This window comes from Streptomyces sp. YS415 (genome assembly GCF_023544665.1).
Classification (GTDB): Bacteria; Actinomycetota; Actinomycetes; order Streptomycetales; family Streptomycetaceae; genus Streptomyces.
In genome coordinates this window covers 187,027-205,547 of sequence record NZ_JAMJFL010000010.1, presented here as the reverse complement: position 1 = coordinate 205,547, position 18,521 = coordinate 187,027, and the positions used below count along the sequence as shown (strand labels likewise).

Sequence of the window (18,521 nt, the reverse complement as noted above, 5' to 3'; positions counted from 1 at the left end):
CGTGGGCCCGCGACGTGCGGAACCCGTGGGTCCGGTGGTGCCCCGGGGGACAGCCGAATCGGTTCAGCTGTGCGGAAAAACCGGTTGCCCCCGACCACGCTACGACGCGAACCTGTCACGGTTTGCTGCCGCAGCGCGCGGCGGCAGCCGCCCTCCCACCCCCCGACCCGAGCCACTGGGACGTCATGCAGATTCAAGACCTTCCGTATCCCGACCCAGGCGTACCGGACGCCCGCTCGGGGCCCCGCTTCCTGTGGTGGCTCTTCCGGAACCAGCTGGGCGGACAACTCAAGGCCCTGGCCTGGGGCCTGGTGCATTTCGTGTCGGTCGCCTCGCTGCCGTTCTGTGTCGGGCTCGCCATCCAGGCCGTCGTGGACCGCTCCGGCGGCCGGCTCGCCCTCGCGGGCGGACTGCTGGCGGTCGCCTGCGCCGGCAACGCCCTCGGCGACACCTTCCTGCATCGCGCCGCCGTCACCAACTGGATCGGCGCCGCGGCCCGCGTCCAGCAACTGCTCGCCCGCAAGGCCGCCCTGCTCGGCTCCGCGCTGACCCGGCGCGTCGCGGCCGGCGAGGTCGTCGCCGTCTCCACCGGTGACGTGGAGAAGATCGGCTGGTTCGTGGAGGCCCTCTCCCGGTTCACCGCCGCCGCGGTCACCATCGTGCTGGTCTGCGTCGGCCTGGTGCTCTACCAGCCCGCACTCGGCGTCATCGTCGCGGTCGGCCTGCCCGTCCTGGCGCTGGCGGTGCTGCCGCTGCTCCCCCGGGCCACCCGGCGCGCCGACTTCCAGCGCGAGAAGGCGGGCCGCGCCACCGAACTGGCCTCCGACACCGTCGCCGGGCTGCGCGTGCTGCGCGGCATCGGCGGCGAGGAACTCTTCCTCGACCGCTACCGCCGCGCCTCCCAGGAGGTCCGGCACGCCGCCGTGCGCAGCGCCCGCATGTGGGCCCTGATCGCCGCGATCCAGGTCCTGCTGCCCGGCCTGCTGCTGATCGCGGTCGTCTGGTACGGCGTCCATCTCGCCCGGGACGGCCGCATCGCCGTGGGTGAACTGGTCACCGCCTACAGCTCGATCATGCTGCTCACCTATCCGCTGCGGCACTTCGAAGAGATCGCCATGGCCTACTCCTTCTCGCGCCCCTCGGCCCGGCGGGCCGCCGGGGTGCTGTCGCTGGAGCGGGCCGTCGACGACCGGGGAACCGACGGGTCGCGCGCGGCGGACCTGCCGTCCGGCGACCTGTACGACCCGGCCACCGGACTGCTCGCGCCCGCGGGGAGTTTCACCGCCGTGGTGTGCGGCGACCCGGACGCGGCCGGACGCCTCGCCGAACGGCTCGGCGGCCACCCCTCCGAGGCCGGCACGTCGGTCCTGCTGGGCGGAGTGCCGCTGGACGGGCTGCCGCTCGACACCGCCCGCACGGCCGTCCTCGTCCAGGACAAGGACCCGGTGCTGCTGTCCGGCACCCTGCGCGAACTGCTGGACGTGCCCAACTCGGGCGCGGTCGGCACGGCCGAGGCGCTGGCGGCGGCGCAGTGCGCGGACGTACTGGCCGCGCTGGCCCAGGGTTCGCTCGACGCCGCGGACCCGATGGACGCGCTCATCACCGAGCGCGGCCGGTCCCTGTCCGGCGGCCAGCGCCAGCGCCTGGCCCTGGCCCGGTCCCTGGTCACGGACCCGGAGGTGCTCGTTCTCGACGAACCCACCTCGGCCGTGGACTCCCACACCGAGGCACGGATCGCGGAGGGCCTCCGGGAGCTGCGCGCGGGGCGCACCACCGTGGTGTTCACCTCCTCGCCGCTGCTCCTGGACCGGGCCGAACGGGTCGTCCTCGTCCACGAGGGCGAGGTCACGGCGGTCGGTGTGCACCGGGAGCTGCTGCACAAGGAGCCGCTGTACCGGGCCGTGGTGACGAGGGAGACGGACGAGGAGACGGCGCTGCGGGACGCTGCGCGGGCAAGAGCGGGGCTGGAGTCCCGCCTCGACGCGGAGGCGCGGCAGAACGCGGAGGCGCGGGGGGGCCGGGGATCCCGGCTCGGTGACGACGCCCCGCAGACCGGCGCCGCACGGCTGGACGCACTGGAAGAAATCGAGGAGAGCGCATGATCGGCGTAGCGCCACCGGCCTACGACCCCGCCGCCCCGACGACGGCGAACACCCTGCCCGTCGGCGCCCCGGCCACCGTACGCGCCTACGTGACCGAACTGTTCCGCCGGCACCGCCGGGCCTTCCTGCTCCTGGTCGCCGTCAACACGGCCGCCGTCATGGCCTCCATGGCCGGGCCGTGGCTGCTCGGCGGCCTGGTCGAGCGGGTGTCGGACGAGGCGCGCGAGCTCCATCTGGAGCTCACGGTCTCGCTGTTCCTGGTCGCGCTCGTCATCCAGGCGGTGTTCGTCCGGGAGGTGCGGCTGCGCGGCGCGATACTCGGCGAGCGGATGCTGGCCGACCTGCGCGAGGACTTCCTGGTCCGGTCCGTCGGGCTGCCGCCCGGCGTACTGGAACGCGCCGGGACCGGCGATCTGCTGTCCCGGATCACCACCGACATCGACCGCCTGGCCAACGCCATGCGGGAAGCCGTGCCCCAGCTGGCCATCGGCGTCGTGTGGGCGGCCCTGCTGCTGGGCGGACTGGTGGTCACCGCGCCGCCCCTGGGCGCCGCGGTGCTGGTCGCCGTACCGCTGCTGGTCGTCGGCTGCCGCTGGTACTTCAAGCGGGCGCCCGCCGCCTACCGTTCGGAAGCCGCCGGCTACGCGGCCGTCGCCGCCGCCCTGGCCGAGACGGTGGACGCCGGCCGCACGGTCGAGGCCCACCGGCTCGGCGACCGCCGGATCGAGCTGTCCAAGCAGCGGGTGCGGGAGTGGACGGCCTGGGAGCGCTACACCCTCTGGCTGCGCTCGGTGCTCTTCCCCGTCATCAACGTCACCCATGTCACCGTCCTCGGCTCGGTCCTCATACTCGGCGGGGTGTTCGTGCTCCAGGGCTGGATCGGGGTCGGTGAGCTGACCACGGGCGCGCTCATCGCGCAGATGCTCGTCGACCCGGTCGGCCTCATCCTGCGCTGGTACGACGAGCTCCAGGTCGCCCAGGTGTCGCTGGCCCGCCTCGTCGGGGTCCGGGACATCGAGCCGGACGCCGGGGACGCCTCGCTCGCTCCCGACGGGCGTGACGTCCACGCCGACCGGGTGCACTTCGGTTACCTCGAAGGCGTGGACGTCCTGCGCAAGGTGTCCCTGGAGGTCGCTCCCGGCACCCGGCTGGCCCTGGTCGGCCCCTCCGGCGCGGGCAAGTCCACCCTGGGCCGGCTGCTCGCCGGGATCTACGCCCCCCGGAAGGGCCGCATCGCCCTCGGCGGCGCGGAACTGTCCCGGATGCCTGCCGAACGGGTCCGCGAGCACGTGGCCCTCGTCAACCAGGAGCACCACGTCTTCGTGGGCTCCCTGCGCGACAACCTGCTGCTCGCCCTCCCCCAGTCCCGGCTGCCGTCGAAGGCGGGGGTGGCGGACGACGCCGTCGACGCCGAGCTGTGGGCGGCGCTCGGGGCGGTCGACGCGGACGGCTGGGCCCGCGCTCTCGACGACGGCCTGGACACCGAGGTCGGCTCGGGCGGCTTCGCGCTGACCCCGGCACAGGCGCAGCAGATCGCGCTGGCCCGGCTGGTACTGGCCGACCCGCACACGCTGGTCCTGGACGAGGCGACGTCCCTGCTCGACCCGCGGGCCGCCCGCCATCTGGAACGCTCCCTGGCCCGCGTCCTGGAGGGCCGCACGGTGGTGGCCATCGCCCACCGCCTGCACACCGCCCATGACGCCGACGTCATCGCCGTCGTCGAGAACGGGCGCATCAGCGAGCTGGGCAGCCACGACGAGCTGGTGGCGGCGAAGGGCGCGTACGCGGCCCTCTGGCAGTCCTGGCACGGCTGATCCCACCGACCGCGAACGCCGGACGCGCACACCCGGGCGGGGGCCAGGTCCGGCGGCACACGTCCCGTGCGGGCCCCCGGGTCCGGGTGCACGTGTCCCGGGCGGGGCCTCGCCCCGTCTCCCGGCACCGCTGTGCATCGCCCCCGCCCTCCCGGCCTTGCCGCCCGCACTCCCCGGGCCGCAGTCCGACCGGCCCGAGGGCAGCTCGTGCAGGCCCTTCTCGCCCGCCCCGGACCTGTGCCGTTGCGCTGGGGTGAAAAGGGGTGGAAGGCTGGATAGCGGCACCGGTTCGGGGAGCACCCGGGAAGCATGCGGCACACGTCGGGCGCAGCCAGTGCCCCGCGTGCCGGCCTGTCGCCGATCGCAGTGACAACGGGCCCGTCCCCACCACCTGGAGGTACCCGTGAACAGCGCCGACGGATGGGGGGACGACGTCTACCAGCCCGACGCGTCCGAGATCCAGGACGACGCGGGACTGCTCGACGCCGAGGACACCCTGGACAACGACGGCGTCGACGATCCTCTCGACCGCGGCTGGTCCCCGCCGGAGCGGCCATGGGCGGTGGAGCACAACGGTGTGACGGCGGCGGAGCGCCACCGGGGGGAGACGCTGGACCAGCGGCTCGCCGAGGAGCTGCCCGATCTCGCCACTCCCGACGGCGACGGCCTCGGCGACTGCGAGGGCACCGACGGCGAACTGCTGGACAACGAGGTCGGTGCCGCCCGCTCCGGCCGCCTCGTCGCCCCCGACGAAGGGGCGCGCGAGGACGACGAGCCCGCGCTGGTCGCCACGGACGTCGGCATCGACGGCGCCGCAGCCTCGGCCGAGGAGGCCGCCATGCACATCGTCGACGAGGAGTCCCTGCCCGGCTGACGCAGCCGCCAGGACAGCCCGCGAGGAGCCTTCATGCAGCAGGACAAGCACCCCGACTACCAGCCGGTCGTCTTCCGGGACCGCGCCGCCGGCTACGCCTTCCTCACCCGGTCCACCGCCACCAGCGGTGAGACCATCGAGTGGGACGACGGCGAGACCTACCCGGTCGTGGACGTGGAGATCTCCTCGGAGAGCCACCCCTTCTACACCGGCAAGGCGCGCACGGTGGACTCGGAGGGCCGGGTCGCCCGCTTCGAGCGCCGCTACGGCGGGGCAGGCGCCGAAGAAACCTGACCGGCAAGAGCCTCGCTCGCTCAGATCACGTTGAGGGCTGCGGCACCGCCCACGCCGCCGAGCAGCATGAACGCCGGCATCAGCACCTTCAGCTCCACCCAGCTGCCCGCCCGGAACCGCAGGACCTTCGGCGGTCCGATCGGGTACCAGCGCTTGCGGCCCACCGGGATCGGCCACAGGATCGGGCAGCCCGACACCGTCAGCGCGTCCCCGATGTCGTGCACCAGCGCCCCCAGCACGATCGGCAGCCCCAGCCACAGGTACTCCTGGCCCGGCTCCGTGAACAGCCAGTCCGCGCCGTTGCCCGGCTTGGCCAGCACCCCCGCCAGGATCCAGGCGCTGGTCGCCCCCAGCAGCCAGACCAGGACATCGCTGCTGGAACCCCGCGTCGCCCGCCACAGCAGACCCTCGATGGCCAGCACCACGTGCGCGAAGAGGATCCCCAGCACCGCCCAGCGCCCACCGTTGACCGCCAGCGCCGAGGAACCCGCACCGATCAGGACCGCCCACAGCCAGGTGTGCGTGAGCGTACGGTGACCGCCGGAGCGACGCGGGTCGCCCTGCTTCTTGGTCGCCTTGTAGACGGCGTAGGAGAGCTTGTCGACGATCTCGCACAGCCCCCGGGAGAGCGGGCCGAAGGCCCGGGAGATGGTGGCCGCCTTGTGGTCGAGGTCCGGGGCCAGCGCAGCACCGGCGCAGATCAGCGCGCCGACCAGGACGACGGGCCAGGGCATCGGACGCCCGGTCGCGGCGGCCGCCGCCCCGACGCCGAGCCAGGCGGCGGCGCCCGACAGTGAGTGTGCTGGTCCCATCATGGCCGTTGCCCGCCCCATTCCTCGTGTGCCGCTGTCCAGTTGACGGAGTGCGCCGACGTGTCGTCGGCGACACAGCGTAGCGTTCGCGATCTTCGTGCGGGCAGCCGATTCCCCCGTCGGCCAGGACGCCAGGCAAGATGGGTGGGTGACCCTCATCGATCAGCTGCCGCCGACCCCCGACCCCGACGCCCTGTACGAAGCCTTCGAGTCGTGGGCCCAGGAGCGCGGTCTGACTCTCTACCCCCACCAGGAGGAGGCGCTGATCGAGGCGGTGTCCGGCGCGAACGTGATCGTGTCGACGCCCACCGGCTCCGGCAAGAGCATGATCGCGGCGGGTGCCCACTTCGCCGCGCTCGCCCGGGACGAGGTCACCTTCTACACGGCTCCGATCAAGGCGCTGGTGTCGGAGAAGTTCTTCGAGCTGTGCAAGATCTTCGGCACCGAGAACGTCGGCATGCTCACCGGTGACGCGTCCGTCAACTCCGACGCCCCGGTCATCTGCTGCACCGCCGAGGTCCTCGCCTCGATCGCGCTGCGCGACGGCAAGCACGCCGATGTCGGCCAGGTCGTCATGGACGAGTTCCATTTCTACGCGGAGGCGGACCGCGGATGGGCCTGGCAGATCCCGATCCTCGAACTGCCGCAGGCGCAGTTCGTGCTGATGTCGGCCACGCTCGGTGACGTCTCGATGTTCGAGGGGGACCTCACCCGGCGCACCGGCCGCCCCACGGCCGTGGTCCGCTCGGCGACCCGTCCCGTGCCGCTGTCCTACGAGTACAAGCTCACGCCGCTCACCGAGACGCTGACCGAGCTGCTGGAGACCAAGCAGGCGCCGGTCTACATCGTGCACTTCACGCAGGCGCAGGCGGTGGAGCGGGCGCAGGCGCTGATGAGCATCAACATGTGCTCGCGCGAGGAGAAGGACCGGATCGCCGAGCTGATCGGCAACTTCCGCTTCACCACCAAGTTCGGCCGCAACCTCTCCCGTTACGTCCGGCACGGTATCGGTGTCCATCACGCGGGCATGCTGCCCAAGTACCGCCGCCTGGTGGAGAAGCTCGCCCAGGCCGGTCTGCTGAAGGTCATCTGCGGCACGGACACCCTGGGCGTGGGCGTCAACGTGCCCATCCGCACGGTGCTGTTCACGGCGCTGACGAAGTACGACGGCAGCCGGGTCCGTACGCTGCGCGCCCGTGAGTTCCACCAGATCGCGGGCCGCGCCGGCCGTGCGGGCTTCGACACGGCGGGCTTCGTCGTCGCCCAGGCGCCCGAGCACGTCATCGAGAACGAGAAGGCGCTCGCCAAGGCCGGCGACGACCCCAAGAAGCGGCGCAAGGTCGTCCGCAAGAAGGCGCCCGAGGGTTTCGTCGGCTGGACGGAGAACACCTTCGAGAAGCTCATCTCCTCCGAGCCGGAGCCGCTGACCTCGCGTTTCCGGGTGACGCACACCATGCTGCTGTCGGTGATCGCCCGGCCGGGCAACGCCTTCGAGGCGATGCGGCATCTGCTGGAGGACAACCACGAGCCGCGCAAGCAGCAGCTCCGGCACATCCGGCGCGCGATCGCCATCTACCGCTCGCTCCTGGACGGCGGCATCGTCGAGAAGCTCGACCAGCCGGACGCCGAGGGCCGGATCGTGCGGCTCACCGTCGATCTGCAGCAGGACTTCGCGCTCAACCAGCCGCTGTCCACCTTTGCGCTGGCCGCGTTCGAGCTGCTGGACCCGGAGTCGCCGTCCTACGCCCTGGACATGGTGTCCGTCGTGGAGTCCACCCTGGACGACCCGCGGCAGATCCTCGTCGCCCAGCTGAACAAGGCCAAGGGCGAGGCCGTCGCCGCGATGAAGGCCGACGGCGTCGAGTACGAGGAGCGCATGGAGCGCCTCCAGGACATCAGCTACCCCAAGCCCCTGGAAGAGCTGCTCTTCCACGCCTACGACACGTACCGCAAGAGCCACCCCTGGGTCGGTGACCATCCGCTCTCGCCGAAGTCGGTCATCCGCGACATGTACGAACGGGCGATGACCTTCACGGAGTTGGTGTCCCACTACGAGCTGGCCCGCACCGAGGGCATCGTGCTGCGCTACCTGGCGAGCGCCTACAAGACGCTCGACCACAACATCCCGGACGACCTGAAGTCCGAGGACCTGCAGGACCTGATCGAGTGGCTGGGCGAGATGGTCCGCCAGGTCGACTCCAGCCTGCTGGACGAGTGGGAGCAGCTCGCCAACCCGGAGGTGATGACCGCGGAGGAGGCCCAGGAGAAGGCCGACGAGGTCAAGCCGGTCACCACCAACGCCCGTGCCTTCCGCGTCCTGGTCCGCAACGCCCTCTTCCGCCGTGTCGAGCTCGCCGCGCTCGACCAGGTCGAGGAGCTGGGCGAACTGGACGCCGACGCCGGCTGGGACGCGGACGCCTGGGGCGAGGCCATGGACAAGTACTGGGACGAGTACGACGACCTCGGCACCGGACCCAACGCCCGCGGCCCGAAACTGCTGGTGATCGAGGAGGAGCCGGCGAACCGGCTGTGGCGCGTCCGCCAGATCTTCGACGACCCGAACGGGGACCACGACTGGGGCATCAGCGCGGAGGTCGACCTCACCGCCTCCGACGCGGAGGGCCGCGCGGTGGTCCGCGTCACCGACGTAGGCCAGTTGTGAGCACAGGAGAAACCCACCCATGACGACGAATCCGGCCGAGAAGCTCGTCGACCTGCTCGACCTGGAGCAGATCGAGCTCAACATCTTCCGCGGCCGCAGTCCCCAGGAGTCCCTCCAGCGTGTCTTCGGCGGCCAGGTCGCCGGCCAGGCGCTGATCGCCGCCGCGCGGACCACGGACGGCGAGCGTCCGGTGCACTCGCTGCACGCGTACTTCCTGCGCCCGGGCCGGCCGGGTGTGCCGATCGTGTACCAGGTCGAACGGGTGCGGGACGGGCGGTCGTTCACGACCCGCCGGGTCACCGCCGTGCAACAGGGCCGCACGATCTTCAATCTCACCGCCTCCTTTCACAAGCCTGAGCAGGGGAGCTTCGAGCACCAGCTGCCGCCGGCCCGCGAGGTCCCGGACCCGGAGTCGCTGCCGACGGTCACCGACGAGATCCGGGAGCATCTGGGGGCGCTGCCGGAGCAGTTGGAGCGGATGGCGCGCCGCCAGCCCTTCGACATCCGCTATGTGGACCGGTTGCGCTGGACGCCCGAGGAGGTCAAGGACGCCGAGCCGCGCAGCGCGGTGTGGATGCGGGCGGTCGGCCCGCTCGGCGACGATCCGGTCGTGCACACCTGCGCGCTCACCTACGCCAGTGACATGACCTTGCTGGACGCGGTGCGCATCCCGGTCGAACCTCTGTGGGGCCCGCGGAGCTTCGACATCGCGTCGCTGGACCACGCGATGTGGTTCCACCGGCCGTTCCGCGCGGACGAGTGGTTCCTGTACGACCAGGAGTCGCCGATCGCCACGGGCGGGCGCGGTCTGGCCCGCGGGCGGATCTATGACCTCCAGGGGCGGCTGCTGGTCTCCGTAGTCCAGGAAGGGCTGTTCCGGGCGCTGTAGGTCAGGCGCCTCTGCGGCGCAGCCAGCCCAGCAGACGGTGTGGCGGGCGGGGTTCGTCGGGCACCTCGGGAGCGGGCTTCGCCGCCGGGCGCGGGGCGGGGCGGTGCTCGCGCGCCTCGTCGACCGCCCGCGCGAGGTCGGCCCGCAGCCAGCCGATCTCGTCGGCGTCGTCCGCCGTCATGAGCTGCTCGCACAGGCGCGCGGCCGGTGATCCCGGTGCTCCGTGCACGGGCGGCCCGGGCCGGAAGCGGTTCAGATGGGAGCGTTCGTAGGGGTCGGTGACGACCTCCGCGATCTGGACGGGGTCGAGGAAGGCGGAGACGGCCCCGGCCTGCTGCCACGGATCGTCGGTCTGCCGCAGCACGAATCCCAGATGGCGTCCGCGCCAGTTGCGCGGGCGCAGGTCCAGGCCGGCGTCCAACTGGTCCCGCAGCCCTTCGGGGGTGCGCGCCTTCAACAGCGGGGTGTTCTTCTCGTCGGCCGCGAACTGCCGCAGCTCCTCGGCCAGATACATCCAGACCACGGCCCGGTAGCGGTTGAGGTAGAAGGACACGGGCACCACCAGGCCCAGCCGGGCAAGGCGGGTGAAGCGGCCGGGCGGTACCTGCATCAGGGCCGCCCCTTCGGTGGTGCCGACCGTCTTCACCCGCTCCAGGAGCGTCTCGGGAAAGCCCGGCGCGGCCCGGACCCGCTCGATCTCCGCACGCTCGACGCGGCGGGCGCCGCCTCCCGCTTCGTCCGGCACGGTCCGGATCCGGCCGAGGTGGACCGCGAGGTCGAACTCGCGCCGCTTCAGCCCCAGTTCCCGTGCGGCCCGTCCGGGCGTGCAGGAGGTGCCGTGCCGTTGGGTGATGGTGTCGCCTGTCATCGTCGATCTCCCCCGTGGAGCCGGATGCTCACGCTGTGTGCGTTCGCCGTGACAAAACGGTAGCCAATGCGGCGGATCTCGGCGCAAGCCTGTGGATAACTCCACCGAGTGGATCAAAAGCGCAGGTCAGGGCTGTGGAGGGAAATCCCGTTCCGGCTTTCTCGCGTCGACCGCGAGGTGCTCGCCGACCCGGTTGACGAGCAGCGTCATCTCGTACGCGATCAAACCGATGTCGGCCTCCGCGCCGCTGAGGACGCAGAGGCAGCTGCCGGTCCCCGCGGCGGTCACGAACAGGACCGCGTCGTCGAACTCGACCATCGTCTGACGCACCCTGCCGGCGCCGAAGTGGTGGCCGGAGCCCTTGGCGAGGCTGTGCAGCCCGGAGGAGACCGCCGCCAGATGCTCGGCGTCCTCGCGGCGCAGCCCCGTGCTCGCCCCCGTCACCAGCCCGTCGTTGGACAGGACCAGCGCATGCCGCACATGCTCCACACGCTCGGTCAGATCGTCCAAGAGCCAGCCCAGTCCCTGATTCTGCGCCATGTCCTGTCTCCCCGTGCGATGTCTCCCCCTTGGTCGAGGGGGTATCTGTTCGCCAGCCTTGCCGACGAGCCGGGCTCCGGGCAAGGAGGACGGGGACACGGCACAGAAGATGACCGACACCGAAGGGCGATCGAGCAGGCCCTGGCACACCAAGTCCGTCGCCAGCCGCGCCGGTTCAGCTCACCGAGTCCAGCAGCCGGGCGGTGTGCATCCGCCCGGCGTACTCGACGAGCCGGATGAGCACCTCCTTGCCCGAGTCGCGGTCCCGGGCGTCGCAGAGCACCACGGGCGTGCCGTTGTCGAGGTCGAGGGCGCGCGAGACGTCGCGGGCGCCGTAGGAGCGGGCGCCCGTGAAGCAGTTGACGGCCACCACGAACGGGATGTGCCGGTGCTCGAAGTAGTCCACGGCGGGGAAGCAGTCCTCCAGGCGCCGCGTGTCGGCGAGGACCACGGCACCGAGGGCGCCCTGGGAGAGCTCGTCCCACAGGAACCAGAAGCGGTCTTGGCCGGGCGTGCCGAACAGATAGAGGGAAAGCCCGGACCGGATGGTGATGCGCCCGAAGTCCATGGCCACGGTCGTGGTGACCTTCTGGTCCACGCCGTCGGTGTCGTCCACCGACTGGCCGGCTTCGCTGAGCAGTTCCTCGGTGCGCAGCGGCCTGATCTCACTGACCGCGCCCACCAGAGTCGTCTTGCCCACGCCGAAACCGCCGGCGACCAGGATCTTCAGCGCCAGGGCGGCCGTCTCGCCGTCCTGGTCAGCGGAGTGCTCGGAGACCATCGATCACTTCTCTCGGGAGTGCCGGCAACGGGCGACGTCGTCGGGTGTGCACCGCGCTCTCACGGAACGTGCGTACGCGGCTTCAGTGCGTGTGTGCGAGGTCAGCATCATGACAACTCCGGCTCCACCCCGAGGGATTCGACCGGTTTTTGCCCTATTCGACCGACTGGTGGTGCTTCCGTGTCCTGAACCGTCATCTACAGCGCCCGCAATCCTTCGATGACTTCGCGCAGAATCCGTTCGTCGGGAAGCTGCGCGGGCGGCACCGGGCGGCTGACGGTGACGCATCCCATTTCCAGGAGGTCACCGAGGAGCACGCGCACGACGCCTACCGGAAGGTCGGCGCCGGCGGCCAGTTCGGCGACCGACTGGGTCTCGGGCCGGCACAGGTCGATCAGCGCCCGGTGCTCCGGACCGAGCGCGGTGTCGTCGTCGACGCCCGGGGCGCTCGCGTCCAGGGTGACGAGCGCGATCAGGTCGAAGCGGACTCCGGTGGGGCCCGGCTTGGTGCGCCCGCCCGTCATGGCGTACGGGCGGACGAGGGGTCCGGCCTCGTTGTCGTACCACTGGCTGCCCTGCTCGCGCAGGGCGCCCCTCAGGTCTTCGTTCATCGGTACCGACCGCCTGCCTCAGCCTGCGGCGGGCGGCCGTGCCGCGACGCGCGGGGCGGTGCGGAGGTGTTCGCCGACACGTTTCACCAGTCGCGCCATCTCGTAGGCGACCAGGCCGATGTCGGCGGCAACGGCGGTGAGGACGGCGAGGCAGGAGCCGTCGCCCGCGGCGGCCACGAACAGGAAGCCGTCGTCCATCTCCACCATGGTCTGGCGCACGCCACCGGCTCCGAAGTGCCGGCCCGCGCCCTTGGCCAGACTGTGGAAACCGGACGCGACCGCCGCCAGATGCTCGGCGTCCTCACGGCTGAGATCGGTCGACGCGCCCACGGCGAGCCCGTCGTTGGAGAGCACCACCGCGTGGCGCACCTCGCTCACGCGCAGCACCAAGTCGTCCAGCAGCCAGTCGAGTTCGCCGGACCTCCCCCACTCTCGGCTTCGCTCGCGCGGGGGGACCCCCACGCCGTCCCTCATGCCGGGGTCCTGGATCATGCAGGGTCTCCTTCGCTGCTGTCTCTGCGCACTGTCGGATCGGGGGCGGCACCTCGGCCGGGGCGCCGCCCGCCGCCGCGCGTCCAGCCGTCGCGGTACGCCGCCATGCGGTCCCGTACCAGTTCGGGCGTGCGCCGGTCCTCGTCCCGGGCGGACGGCCGGTCGGGCTCCTCGGCGTGCGGCTCGCGCAGCTGGGGGGCGAGGCTCGCCTGCCGGACGCGGCGCGGGAGGTCGTCGGAGCCGTCGGCGTCGTCCGGGGGGCGGTGCAGTCGCAAGGCGGTGACTCCGGGGGGCGGGGTGTCGGTGACGGTGACTCCGGGGGGCGGGGTGTCGGTAGCGGTCGTCGCGGCCGTGGGCGCGGGGGCGGGGGCCACCAGCGCGGGCCGGCCGGCCGGTGCCTCGACCGGCTCCTGGTGCGCGGTGCCGCCGGGCACGCGCGCGTACTCGCGCTCGGCGGGCCGGGGCGCTTCGGCGGCCTTGCGGGGGGAACGTTCCGCCGCGCCGCCGTGCAGCAACGAGGTGGGCAGCAAAACGACCGCGGTGGTGCCGCCGTAGGGCGAGGTGCGCAGGTGCACCTTGATGCCGTGCCGGGCGGCGAGCCTGCTCACCACGAAAAGACCCAGCCGGTCGCTGTCGAACAGGTCGAGCGCCTCGGACTGCTCGATGCGGCGGTTGGCCTCGGCGAGGGTCTCCTTGCCCATGCCGAGTCCGCGGTCCTCGACCTCGACCGCGTAGCCGTTGCCCACGGGTTCGCCGGTGACGCGCACGCGCGTGTGGGGCGGCGAGAACTGTGCGGCGTTCTCGACGAGTTCCGCCAGCAGGTGGGTGAGGTCGGCGACGGCCCCGCCGACGACGGCGGCCTCGGGCAACTGTCGTACCTCCACGCGCGCGTAGTCCTCGACCTCGGAGACGGCCGCGCGCACCACGTTCGTCAGGGAGACCGGCATCCGCCAGGCGCGGCCGGGTGCCGCGCCGGACAGGATGATCAGGCTTTCCGCGTGCCGGCGCATACGGGTGGTTAGGTGGTCCAGCCGGAACAGGTCGCTCAGTTCGTTGGGGTCGTCGGAGCGGCGCTCCATGCTGTCCAGCAGGCTGAGCTGCCGGTGGACCAGGACCTGGCTGCGGCGGGCGAGGTTGACGAAGACCCCGGAGATGCCGCTGGCGAGTTCGGCCCGCTCCACGGCGGCGCGCAGGGCTGCGCGGTGGACGGTGCCCAGCGCCTCGGCGACCTGTCCGCTCTCGTCCTCGGCGGGCGGACCCGGCGGGGCCTCGGCCCGGACGTCGATCTCCTCCCCGGCGCGCAGTCGCCGCATGGCTTCGGGCAGCTTGTGGCGGGCGATCTCCAGCGCGCTGTTGCGCAGGCTCACCAGTTCCACGACCAGGCCGCGGCCGATGCGCACCGAGATCACCAGCGAGGCGGCGACGGCGGCGAGGCCGAACAGCACGGCGGCGCCGGCCGGGGTGAGCAGTCCACGGGTGAACGGGTCGGCCCGCTCGACGACTTCGCGTCCCGCGTCGGCCTCGATGGTGCGCATCTCGTCCCGCACGCGCGCGAGTGCCCCGTCCCAGGCGGCCTGCGGGGCGGCGTGGATCGCGCGCGTTCCCGGTGCGGCGGCGAGGACCGCGTCCTCCGCGGCGCCCACGGCGGCGTAGTCACCGCCGGAGGCGAGCTCGTGCCAGGCGGTGCGCTCGGGGCCGCGCAGGTCGGCGACGGCGGCCTCCGTGAGGGTACGTCGGGTCTCGACCGCGCCGGCGAACAGCCGCAGCCGGTCTCCGTCGAGCTTCCCGGCCAGGCGCGCGCCGACCAGGACGGCGTCCTCCTGGGCCAACGCCTCCCCCGCGCGGGAGAACTCGAGCAGCACGCGCGCGTCGGAGCCGAGATCGGCGTCCTGGATGCCGGTCAGGGCGCCGCCCACGGAGAAGGCCGCCGCGATCGTCTGCGTGTACCGCGCGTAGGTCTGCTCCCAGCCTGCCCTGCGGTCCAGCACCGCGGTCCGCAGCGAGCCGAGCCGTTCGGCACCGGTGACGAAGTCCTCCAGCCGCTGGGCCACTCCGGCGGGCAGTTCCTCGGAGTCGGCGACGGTGCTGGTGTCGCCGAGCCGCAGCTCGGCCACGGCGGCGTCGGTGCGTTCGGTGAGCTTCCGGTAGTCGCCGGCCTGCACCGAGGCGGGGTCCGTGGTGAGCCGGACCGCGGTCGCGCGCTCGGTCTGGAGGGCGGCGACGGCGGTCGCGACGGGCGCGCGGATCTCGGCGTCGACGCGCTGAACCTGCCGGAGTCCGGAGACGTCCTGCGCGGTGGTGACCGTGGCGTGGGCCCACAGGGCCAGCAGGGAGACCACGGGCACCATCAGCAGGCAGACGATCTTGGCCCGGACGGTGCGCGGCCGGATCCGCCACCCCCCTGCGCGCGCGGGTACGTCCTCGGGCAGCGCGCCCGCGGGCCCGTCCGGGCCTTCGTCGGCGGGCGGTCCCGCGTGGGCGCGGCGGCCGCGCACGAGCGGTGACGACGGCGTCTCGGCGCCGGGTGCGGTGGTCCTACGGGGTGTACGCATGGCCTCCTCGCTCGGAAGGGGTTCGTCGGGGCGCGCCGGGGGCTAGCGGGCGACGCTCTGGACCGGCCGCTGCGCGGAGGCGGAGGCCGCGCGCTCCCCCGTCGTCGGGGACAGGGCGACGAAGGCCGAGGTCAGGAAGAGATAGGACCCGAGGCCGACGGCGAGGGGGAAGATGAACTGCATCGCCGTGGCCCCGGGCAGGACGTCCCCGGCGGGTGCGACCCGCACGCTCACCGCGAACATCCCGGTGTAGTGCATGCTGCTCACCGCCGCGCCCATGATCAGGGAGGCGACGGTGACGGCGACGGCCGACTTGATGTTGAGCGCCGCCCACAGTGCCGCCGTGGCGGCGACGACGGCGATCAGCACCGAGAGCCCGACGAGGGCGGGGTCGTAGCTCACGTCGCCGTGCAGGCGCACGGCCGCCATGCCCAGGTAGTGCATGCTGGCCACCCCCAGCCCGGTGGTGAGACCGCCCAGGAGGAGTGCGCGCGTGCGGTCGCGGCTGTAGCCGACGGCGAAGACCCCGGCGCAGACGACGGCCATGGCGACGAGCAGGCTCGCGACGGTCAGCGGCACGTCGTAGCGGATGTCGGTGCCACTGACGCTGAAGCCCAGCATGGCCACGAAGTGCATGGTCCAGATGCCGGTGCCGAGGGCGGAGGCGGCGGTGACGAGCCAGTTGCGGCGCGAGCGGCCGGTGGCGCCGAGGGCGCGGACGGTGCAGCGCAGCCCCAGCGCGGCGCCGATGCAGGCCATGGCGTACGACAGCGCGGGGGTCAGCCACCCCAGGGCGGCGTGGTCCAGGTGTCCCATGGCCCAGGGACGCTAGTCGGGGCAGGGGCGCACAAAGAGGGCGCATTTCGAAAGCTGTTGCAATATGACACGGATTCCGCTCGAAACGATCGGCTGCCGCTCGAACATGTGCGCCGCTGCGTCATCTCTGCAAGCGAGGAGGTCACTCCCTCCGGTGAGGGATCATGCGGAACATGAGCGACGACCACACACATGTCCAGGAGTTCTTCACCGCCCGCGCCGCCGACTGGGACGCCAGGTTCCCCGACGACGGCCCCGCGTACGATGCCGCGGTCGCCGACCTCGGTCTGCGCGAGGGGGACCGCGTGCTCGACGCGGGCTGCGGCACCGGACGGGCCTTGCCGCCCCTGCGTGCGGCCGTGGGAGCCTCGGGAGTGGTCCTCGGCGCCGATCTCACTCCGGCCATGCTGCAGGCCGCCGTACGGGCGGGACGGCACCGGGACGGGCAGCTGCTGCTCACCGACGTGGCGGCGCTCCCGCTGCGGTCGGAGTCGCTGGACGCCGTGTTCGGAGCAGGGCTCATCGCGCACCTGCCCCATCCGGCGCGGAACCTGCGGGAGTTGGCCCGTGTGGTGCGCCCGGGCGGCACCCTCGCCCTGTTCCACCCGATCGGCAGGGCCGCCCTCGCGGCTCGTCAGGGGCGGCAGATCACCCCGGACGACCTGCGGGCGGAGGCCAGCCTCCGGCCGCTGCTGGCCGGTTCCGGGTGGCGCATGACGTCGTACGTCGACGCGGACGACCGCTTCCTGGCGCTCGCCGTACGCGAGGGCTGAGCTCAGCGCGCCCGGCCGGGCACCCGGCGCCCTCGACCGCGCCGTCCCCCTTCTGCCCCCGGAATTTCAACTCTACGTTGAACAGCAGGAGATGGACGATCAGCCATGGCAACCACGCAGGGGAAGGTGGTCAGCATGCTCGGCAGGATCCGACAGTCCTGGGGCAGAGTTCTGGACGCATGGCGCACGGAGTCCGGCGGCGATCAGGACGGCCGTACGCACAACCTGTTCGAGGCCGCCGCAGCCTACGTCTCGGCCTGCGCGGAGGACGACCAGGAGCGCATCGACGAGGCGGCGGGATGGGTGTCGCCGGAGGCGCTGTCGTTCGGGGTGAACGAGCTGGCCTGCCGGGCCGTCATCGCCCTCGCGCGGGCACGCGACGAGTCCCCCGGGACCGTCGCGCGGGACCTCCTCGGCCTGCCGGCGGCCTGAACCGCGCCGCGCTCACAGGTCGATTTCACCCCGTCCAGGTGGAAAGCTGCAGCTCCGGGTGGGCTGGGGAGTCGTGACAAGGGCCTTCCGCTCGCATTAGGGTGCGCGCCGATGGACGAACCGATGGGGAGGCTGGGATGGCCGGGACGGACGAGGACGCCGTCGCCGCCGAGGACGACGCGCTCTATGTGCTGACGGCGGTGCTGCTGACGCCTGCGAAGTTCCCGAGCGTGCTGGGCGACGACTATCCGGAGGCATGCGCGGCGCTCGGCCTCGCGCCCCTCGCCGACGGGTACGGGCTGGTGCTCGGCCAGGACGGCGACGGTGCCCGCTGGACGGTCGTCATCGACGACGTCTCGCTGGTCGCGGTCGCCATCGCGTCGTGGGACTGCGGCATGGAGTACGACCTGTCGCCCGACGAGCGCACGGTCGTGGCCGCCCTGCCCGGCTGGCCCCTGGCGGTCGCCGTAGCGGCCCCCAACGTGCCCCCGCCGCACGACCCCGACCCCGACGACGCCGACGGTCCGCCCCTGGCACCGCCGGACACCTCCACCTGGGGCCCGGCACAGCGCCGGCTCGGCGCCGACGAGATCGCCCTGCAGTGGGCGCTGTGGCGCGAGCAGATCGACGACGCCGACTTCCCGAGTTCCGGGGACGGCCCGGGGGCCGCCGAGGGCCTGGAGGTCGCCCAGGAGGCCGCCGAGGCCGCACCGCAGGAGACCGCGGGCGAGTCCTCGCGTGAGTCGTCGGACGAGGGCGAGCCGAAGCCCAAGGGGCACAGCGGCATCCGCCGGGTCCTCGCCGAGGCACGCGCGTACGTGGACAACCCGCCGCCCCTCGGACGGGTCCGGTCCGCCTTCGCCTCGGGCGACGCCCGCACCTTGCGTGCCGACGGTCCCGGCTGGTCGCTCGTGGCCAGGACCGACGACATCGCGTTCGTGCTGCTCGACGACGAGCCCGGCGAGGTCCTGCCGGTGGGCCGCGGCCCGGAACTGCCGGGTCTGCTGGAGGCGCTCGACAAGATGGCGGTACGCCCCAGCTGAGGCCGTCGACGCCGTTGCGGCCGTAGGCCACGGGGTGCGCGCTTCAGGGCGTGTACTGCGACGGCACGTAGGCCGCACCCATACGACGGCACCGCTCCATGTGGCCCCAACCCATGGATGAGGGGACCGAAGAATCACACCATGGGGCAGCTCCGACGCCGCCCCT

At 72.5% G+C, this 18,521-nt stretch carries 17 protein-coding genes; 9 read left to right on the top strand and 8 right to left on the bottom strand.

Annotation, left to right across the window (positions count from 1 at the left end; translation table 11 throughout):
• Positions 1–185 precede the first annotated feature (185 nt).
• From M8H82_RS15635 to M8H82_RS15620, 4 genes are all read left to right on the top strand, one after another.
• Entirely contained in the window at positions 186–2,102 is a 1,917-nt protein-coding gene (locus M8H82_RS15635; RefSeq protein WP_250074269.1) for an ABC transporter ATP-binding protein, read from the top strand.
• Positions 2,099–3,916 carry an ABC transporter ATP-binding protein gene (locus M8H82_RS15630; RefSeq protein ID WP_250074268.1) on the top strand — a complete coding sequence of 606 codons (1,818 nt, stop codon included), beginning with the start codon at positions 2,099–2,101 and terminating at the stop codon, positions 3,914–3,916. Before M8H82_RS15635 ends, M8H82_RS15630 begins: the two co-directional genes overlap by 4 nt.
• Positions 3,917–4,319: 403 nt before the next feature.
• On the top strand, positions 4,320–4,790 hold the full coding sequence (locus M8H82_RS15625) for a DUF5709 domain-containing protein (protein ID WP_250074266.1): 471 nt from the start codon (positions 4,320–4,322) through the stop codon (positions 4,788–4,790).
• A 33-nt stretch (positions 4,791–4,823) separates the two neighbouring features.
• Positions 4,824–5,084: a type B 50S ribosomal protein L31 gene (locus M8H82_RS15620; RefSeq protein ID WP_250074264.1), complete on the top strand. Its 261-nt coding sequence runs from the start codon at positions 4,824–4,826 to the stop codon at positions 5,082–5,084.
• Between the two features lie 20 nt (positions 5,085–5,104).
• Here M8H82_RS15620 and M8H82_RS15615 read toward each other — a convergent pair whose 3' ends face one another.
• The gene (locus M8H82_RS15615; RefSeq protein ID WP_250074263.1) at positions 5,105–5,899 is read right to left on the bottom strand and encodes a metal-dependent hydrolase; all 795 of its coding nucleotides are present in this window, start codon (positions 5,897–5,899) and stop codon (positions 5,105–5,107) included.
• 145 nt (positions 5,900–6,044) lie between these two features.
• Here M8H82_RS15615 and M8H82_RS15610 point away from each other — a divergent pair, with 145 nt between their 5' ends.
• Together M8H82_RS15610 and M8H82_RS15605 are read left to right on the top strand one after the other, a co-directional pair.
• A complete protein-coding gene (locus tag M8H82_RS15610; protein WP_250074260.1) occupies positions 6,045–8,558 on the top strand; it encodes a DEAD/DEAH box helicase in 2,514 nt (837 codons plus the stop codon).
• Positions 8,559–8,577: 19 nt separating this feature from the next.
• On the top strand, positions 8,578–9,447 hold the full coding sequence (locus M8H82_RS15605; RefSeq protein ID WP_250074259.1) for an acyl-CoA thioesterase II: 870 nt from the start codon (positions 8,578–8,580) through the stop codon (positions 9,445–9,447).
• A gap of 1 nt (position 9,448) precedes the next feature.
• On the opposite strand, the gene M8H82_RS15600 is transcribed toward M8H82_RS15605, so the two are convergent.
• The 7 genes from M8H82_RS15600 to M8H82_RS15570 form a co-directional block, all read right to left on the bottom strand.
• Positions 9,449–10,315 (bottom strand): DUF6397 family protein, encoded by an 867-nt coding sequence (locus M8H82_RS15600; RefSeq protein WP_250074256.1) that lies wholly within the window; start codon positions 10,313–10,315, stop codon positions 9,449–9,451.
• Positions 10,316–10,441: 126 nt separating this feature from the next.
• Positions 10,442–10,855, bottom strand: coding sequence for a roadblock/LC7 domain-containing protein (locus tag M8H82_RS15595; RefSeq protein WP_250074254.1), 414 nt, complete (start codon positions 10,853–10,855; stop codon positions 10,442–10,444).
• A 175-nt stretch (positions 10,856–11,030) separates the two neighbouring features.
• Entirely contained in the window at positions 11,031–11,636 is a 606-nt protein-coding gene (locus tag M8H82_RS15590) for an ATP/GTP-binding protein (RefSeq protein WP_250074251.1), read from the bottom strand.
• Between the two features lie 197 nt (positions 11,637–11,833).
• Positions 11,834–12,247: a DUF742 domain-containing protein gene (locus M8H82_RS15585; protein ID WP_250074248.1), complete on the bottom strand. Its 414-nt coding sequence runs from the start codon at positions 12,245–12,247 to the stop codon at positions 11,834–11,836.
• A gap of 18 nt (positions 12,248–12,265) precedes the next feature.
• Positions 12,266–12,739 (bottom strand): roadblock/LC7 domain-containing protein, encoded by a 474-nt coding sequence (locus M8H82_RS15580; protein ID WP_374211663.1) that lies wholly within the window; start codon positions 12,737–12,739, stop codon positions 12,266–12,268.
• A complete protein-coding gene (locus M8H82_RS15575; RefSeq protein WP_250074245.1) occupies positions 12,736–15,291 on the bottom strand; it encodes a sensor histidine kinase in 2,556 nt (851 codons plus the stop codon). The genes M8H82_RS15580 and M8H82_RS15575 overlap by 4 nt, the downstream gene beginning before the upstream one ends.
• A 42-nt stretch (positions 15,292–15,333) precedes the next feature.
• Positions 15,334–16,107 (bottom strand): MHYT domain-containing protein, encoded by a 774-nt coding sequence (locus M8H82_RS15570; protein WP_250074243.1) that lies wholly within the window; start codon positions 16,105–16,107, stop codon positions 15,334–15,336.
• Between the two features lie 173 nt (positions 16,108–16,280).
• Between M8H82_RS15570 and M8H82_RS15565 the strand changes: the two genes are divergently transcribed.
• From M8H82_RS15565 to M8H82_RS15555, 3 genes are all read left to right on the top strand, one after another.
• Positions 16,281–16,880, top strand: coding sequence for a class I SAM-dependent methyltransferase (locus tag M8H82_RS15565; RefSeq protein ID WP_250074240.1), 600 nt, complete (start codon positions 16,281–16,283; stop codon positions 16,878–16,880).
• A gap of 135 nt (positions 16,881–17,015) precedes the next feature.
• Complete coding sequence (locus tag M8H82_RS15560; RefSeq protein ID WP_250074410.1) at positions 17,016–17,312, top strand: hypothetical protein; 297 nt, start codon at positions 17,016–17,018, stop codon at positions 17,310–17,312.
• Positions 17,313–17,449: 137 nt separating this feature from the next.
• Positions 17,450–18,355: a hypothetical protein gene (locus tag M8H82_RS15555; RefSeq protein WP_250074238.1), complete on the top strand. Its 906-nt coding sequence runs from the start codon at positions 17,450–17,452 to the stop codon at positions 18,353–18,355.
• Positions 18,356–18,521 lie beyond the last annotated feature (166 nt).

Coding starts and splice junctions, on each gene's coding strand:
- M8H82_RS15635 (WP_250074269.1), top strand. CDS start 186: ATGCAGATTCAAGACCTTCCGTATCCCGACCCAGGCGTACCGGACGCC.
- M8H82_RS15630 (WP_250074268.1), top strand. CDS start 2,099: ATGATCGGCGTAGCGCCACCGGCCTACGACCCCGCCGCCCCGACGACG.
- M8H82_RS15620 (WP_250074264.1), top strand. CDS start 4,824: ATGCAGCAGGACAAGCACCCCGACTACCAGCCGGTCGTCTTCCGGGAC.
- M8H82_RS15615 (WP_250074263.1), bottom strand. CDS start 5,899: ATGATGGGACCAGCACACTCACTGTCGGGCGCCGCCGCCTGGCTCGGC.
- M8H82_RS15605 (WP_250074259.1), top strand. CDS start 8,578: ATGACGACGAATCCGGCCGAGAAGCTCGTCGACCTGCTCGACCTGGAG.
- M8H82_RS15600 (WP_250074256.1), bottom strand. CDS start 10,315: ATGACAGGCGACACCATCACCCAACGGCACGGCACCTCCTGCACGCCC.
- M8H82_RS15595 (WP_250074254.1), bottom strand. CDS start 10,855: ATGGCGCAGAATCAGGGACTGGGCTGGCTCTTGGACGATCTGACCGAG.
- M8H82_RS15590 (WP_250074251.1), bottom strand. CDS start 11,636: ATGGTCTCCGAGCACTCCGCTGACCAGGACGGCGAGACGGCCGCCCTG.
- M8H82_RS15585 (WP_250074248.1), bottom strand. CDS start 12,247: ATGAACGAAGACCTGAGGGGCGCCCTGCGCGAGCAGGGCAGCCAGTGG.
- M8H82_RS15580 (WP_374211663.1), bottom strand. CDS start 12,739: ATGATCCAGGACCCCGGCATGAGGGACGGCGTGGGGGTCCCCCCGCGC.
- M8H82_RS15575 (WP_250074245.1), bottom strand. CDS start 15,291: ATGCGTACACCCCGTAGGACCACCGCACCCGGCGCCGAGACGCCGTCG.
- M8H82_RS15570 (WP_250074243.1), bottom strand. CDS start 16,107: ATGGGACACCTGGACCACGCCGCCCTGGGGTGGCTGACCCCCGCGCTG.
- M8H82_RS15565 (WP_250074240.1), top strand. CDS start 16,281: ATGAGCGACGACCACACACATGTCCAGGAGTTCTTCACCGCCCGCGCC.
- M8H82_RS15560 (WP_250074410.1), top strand. CDS start 17,016: ATGCTCGGCAGGATCCGACAGTCCTGGGGCAGAGTTCTGGACGCATGG.
- M8H82_RS15555 (WP_250074238.1), top strand. CDS start 17,450: ATGGCCGGGACGGACGAGGACGCCGTCGCCGCCGAGGACGACGCGCTC.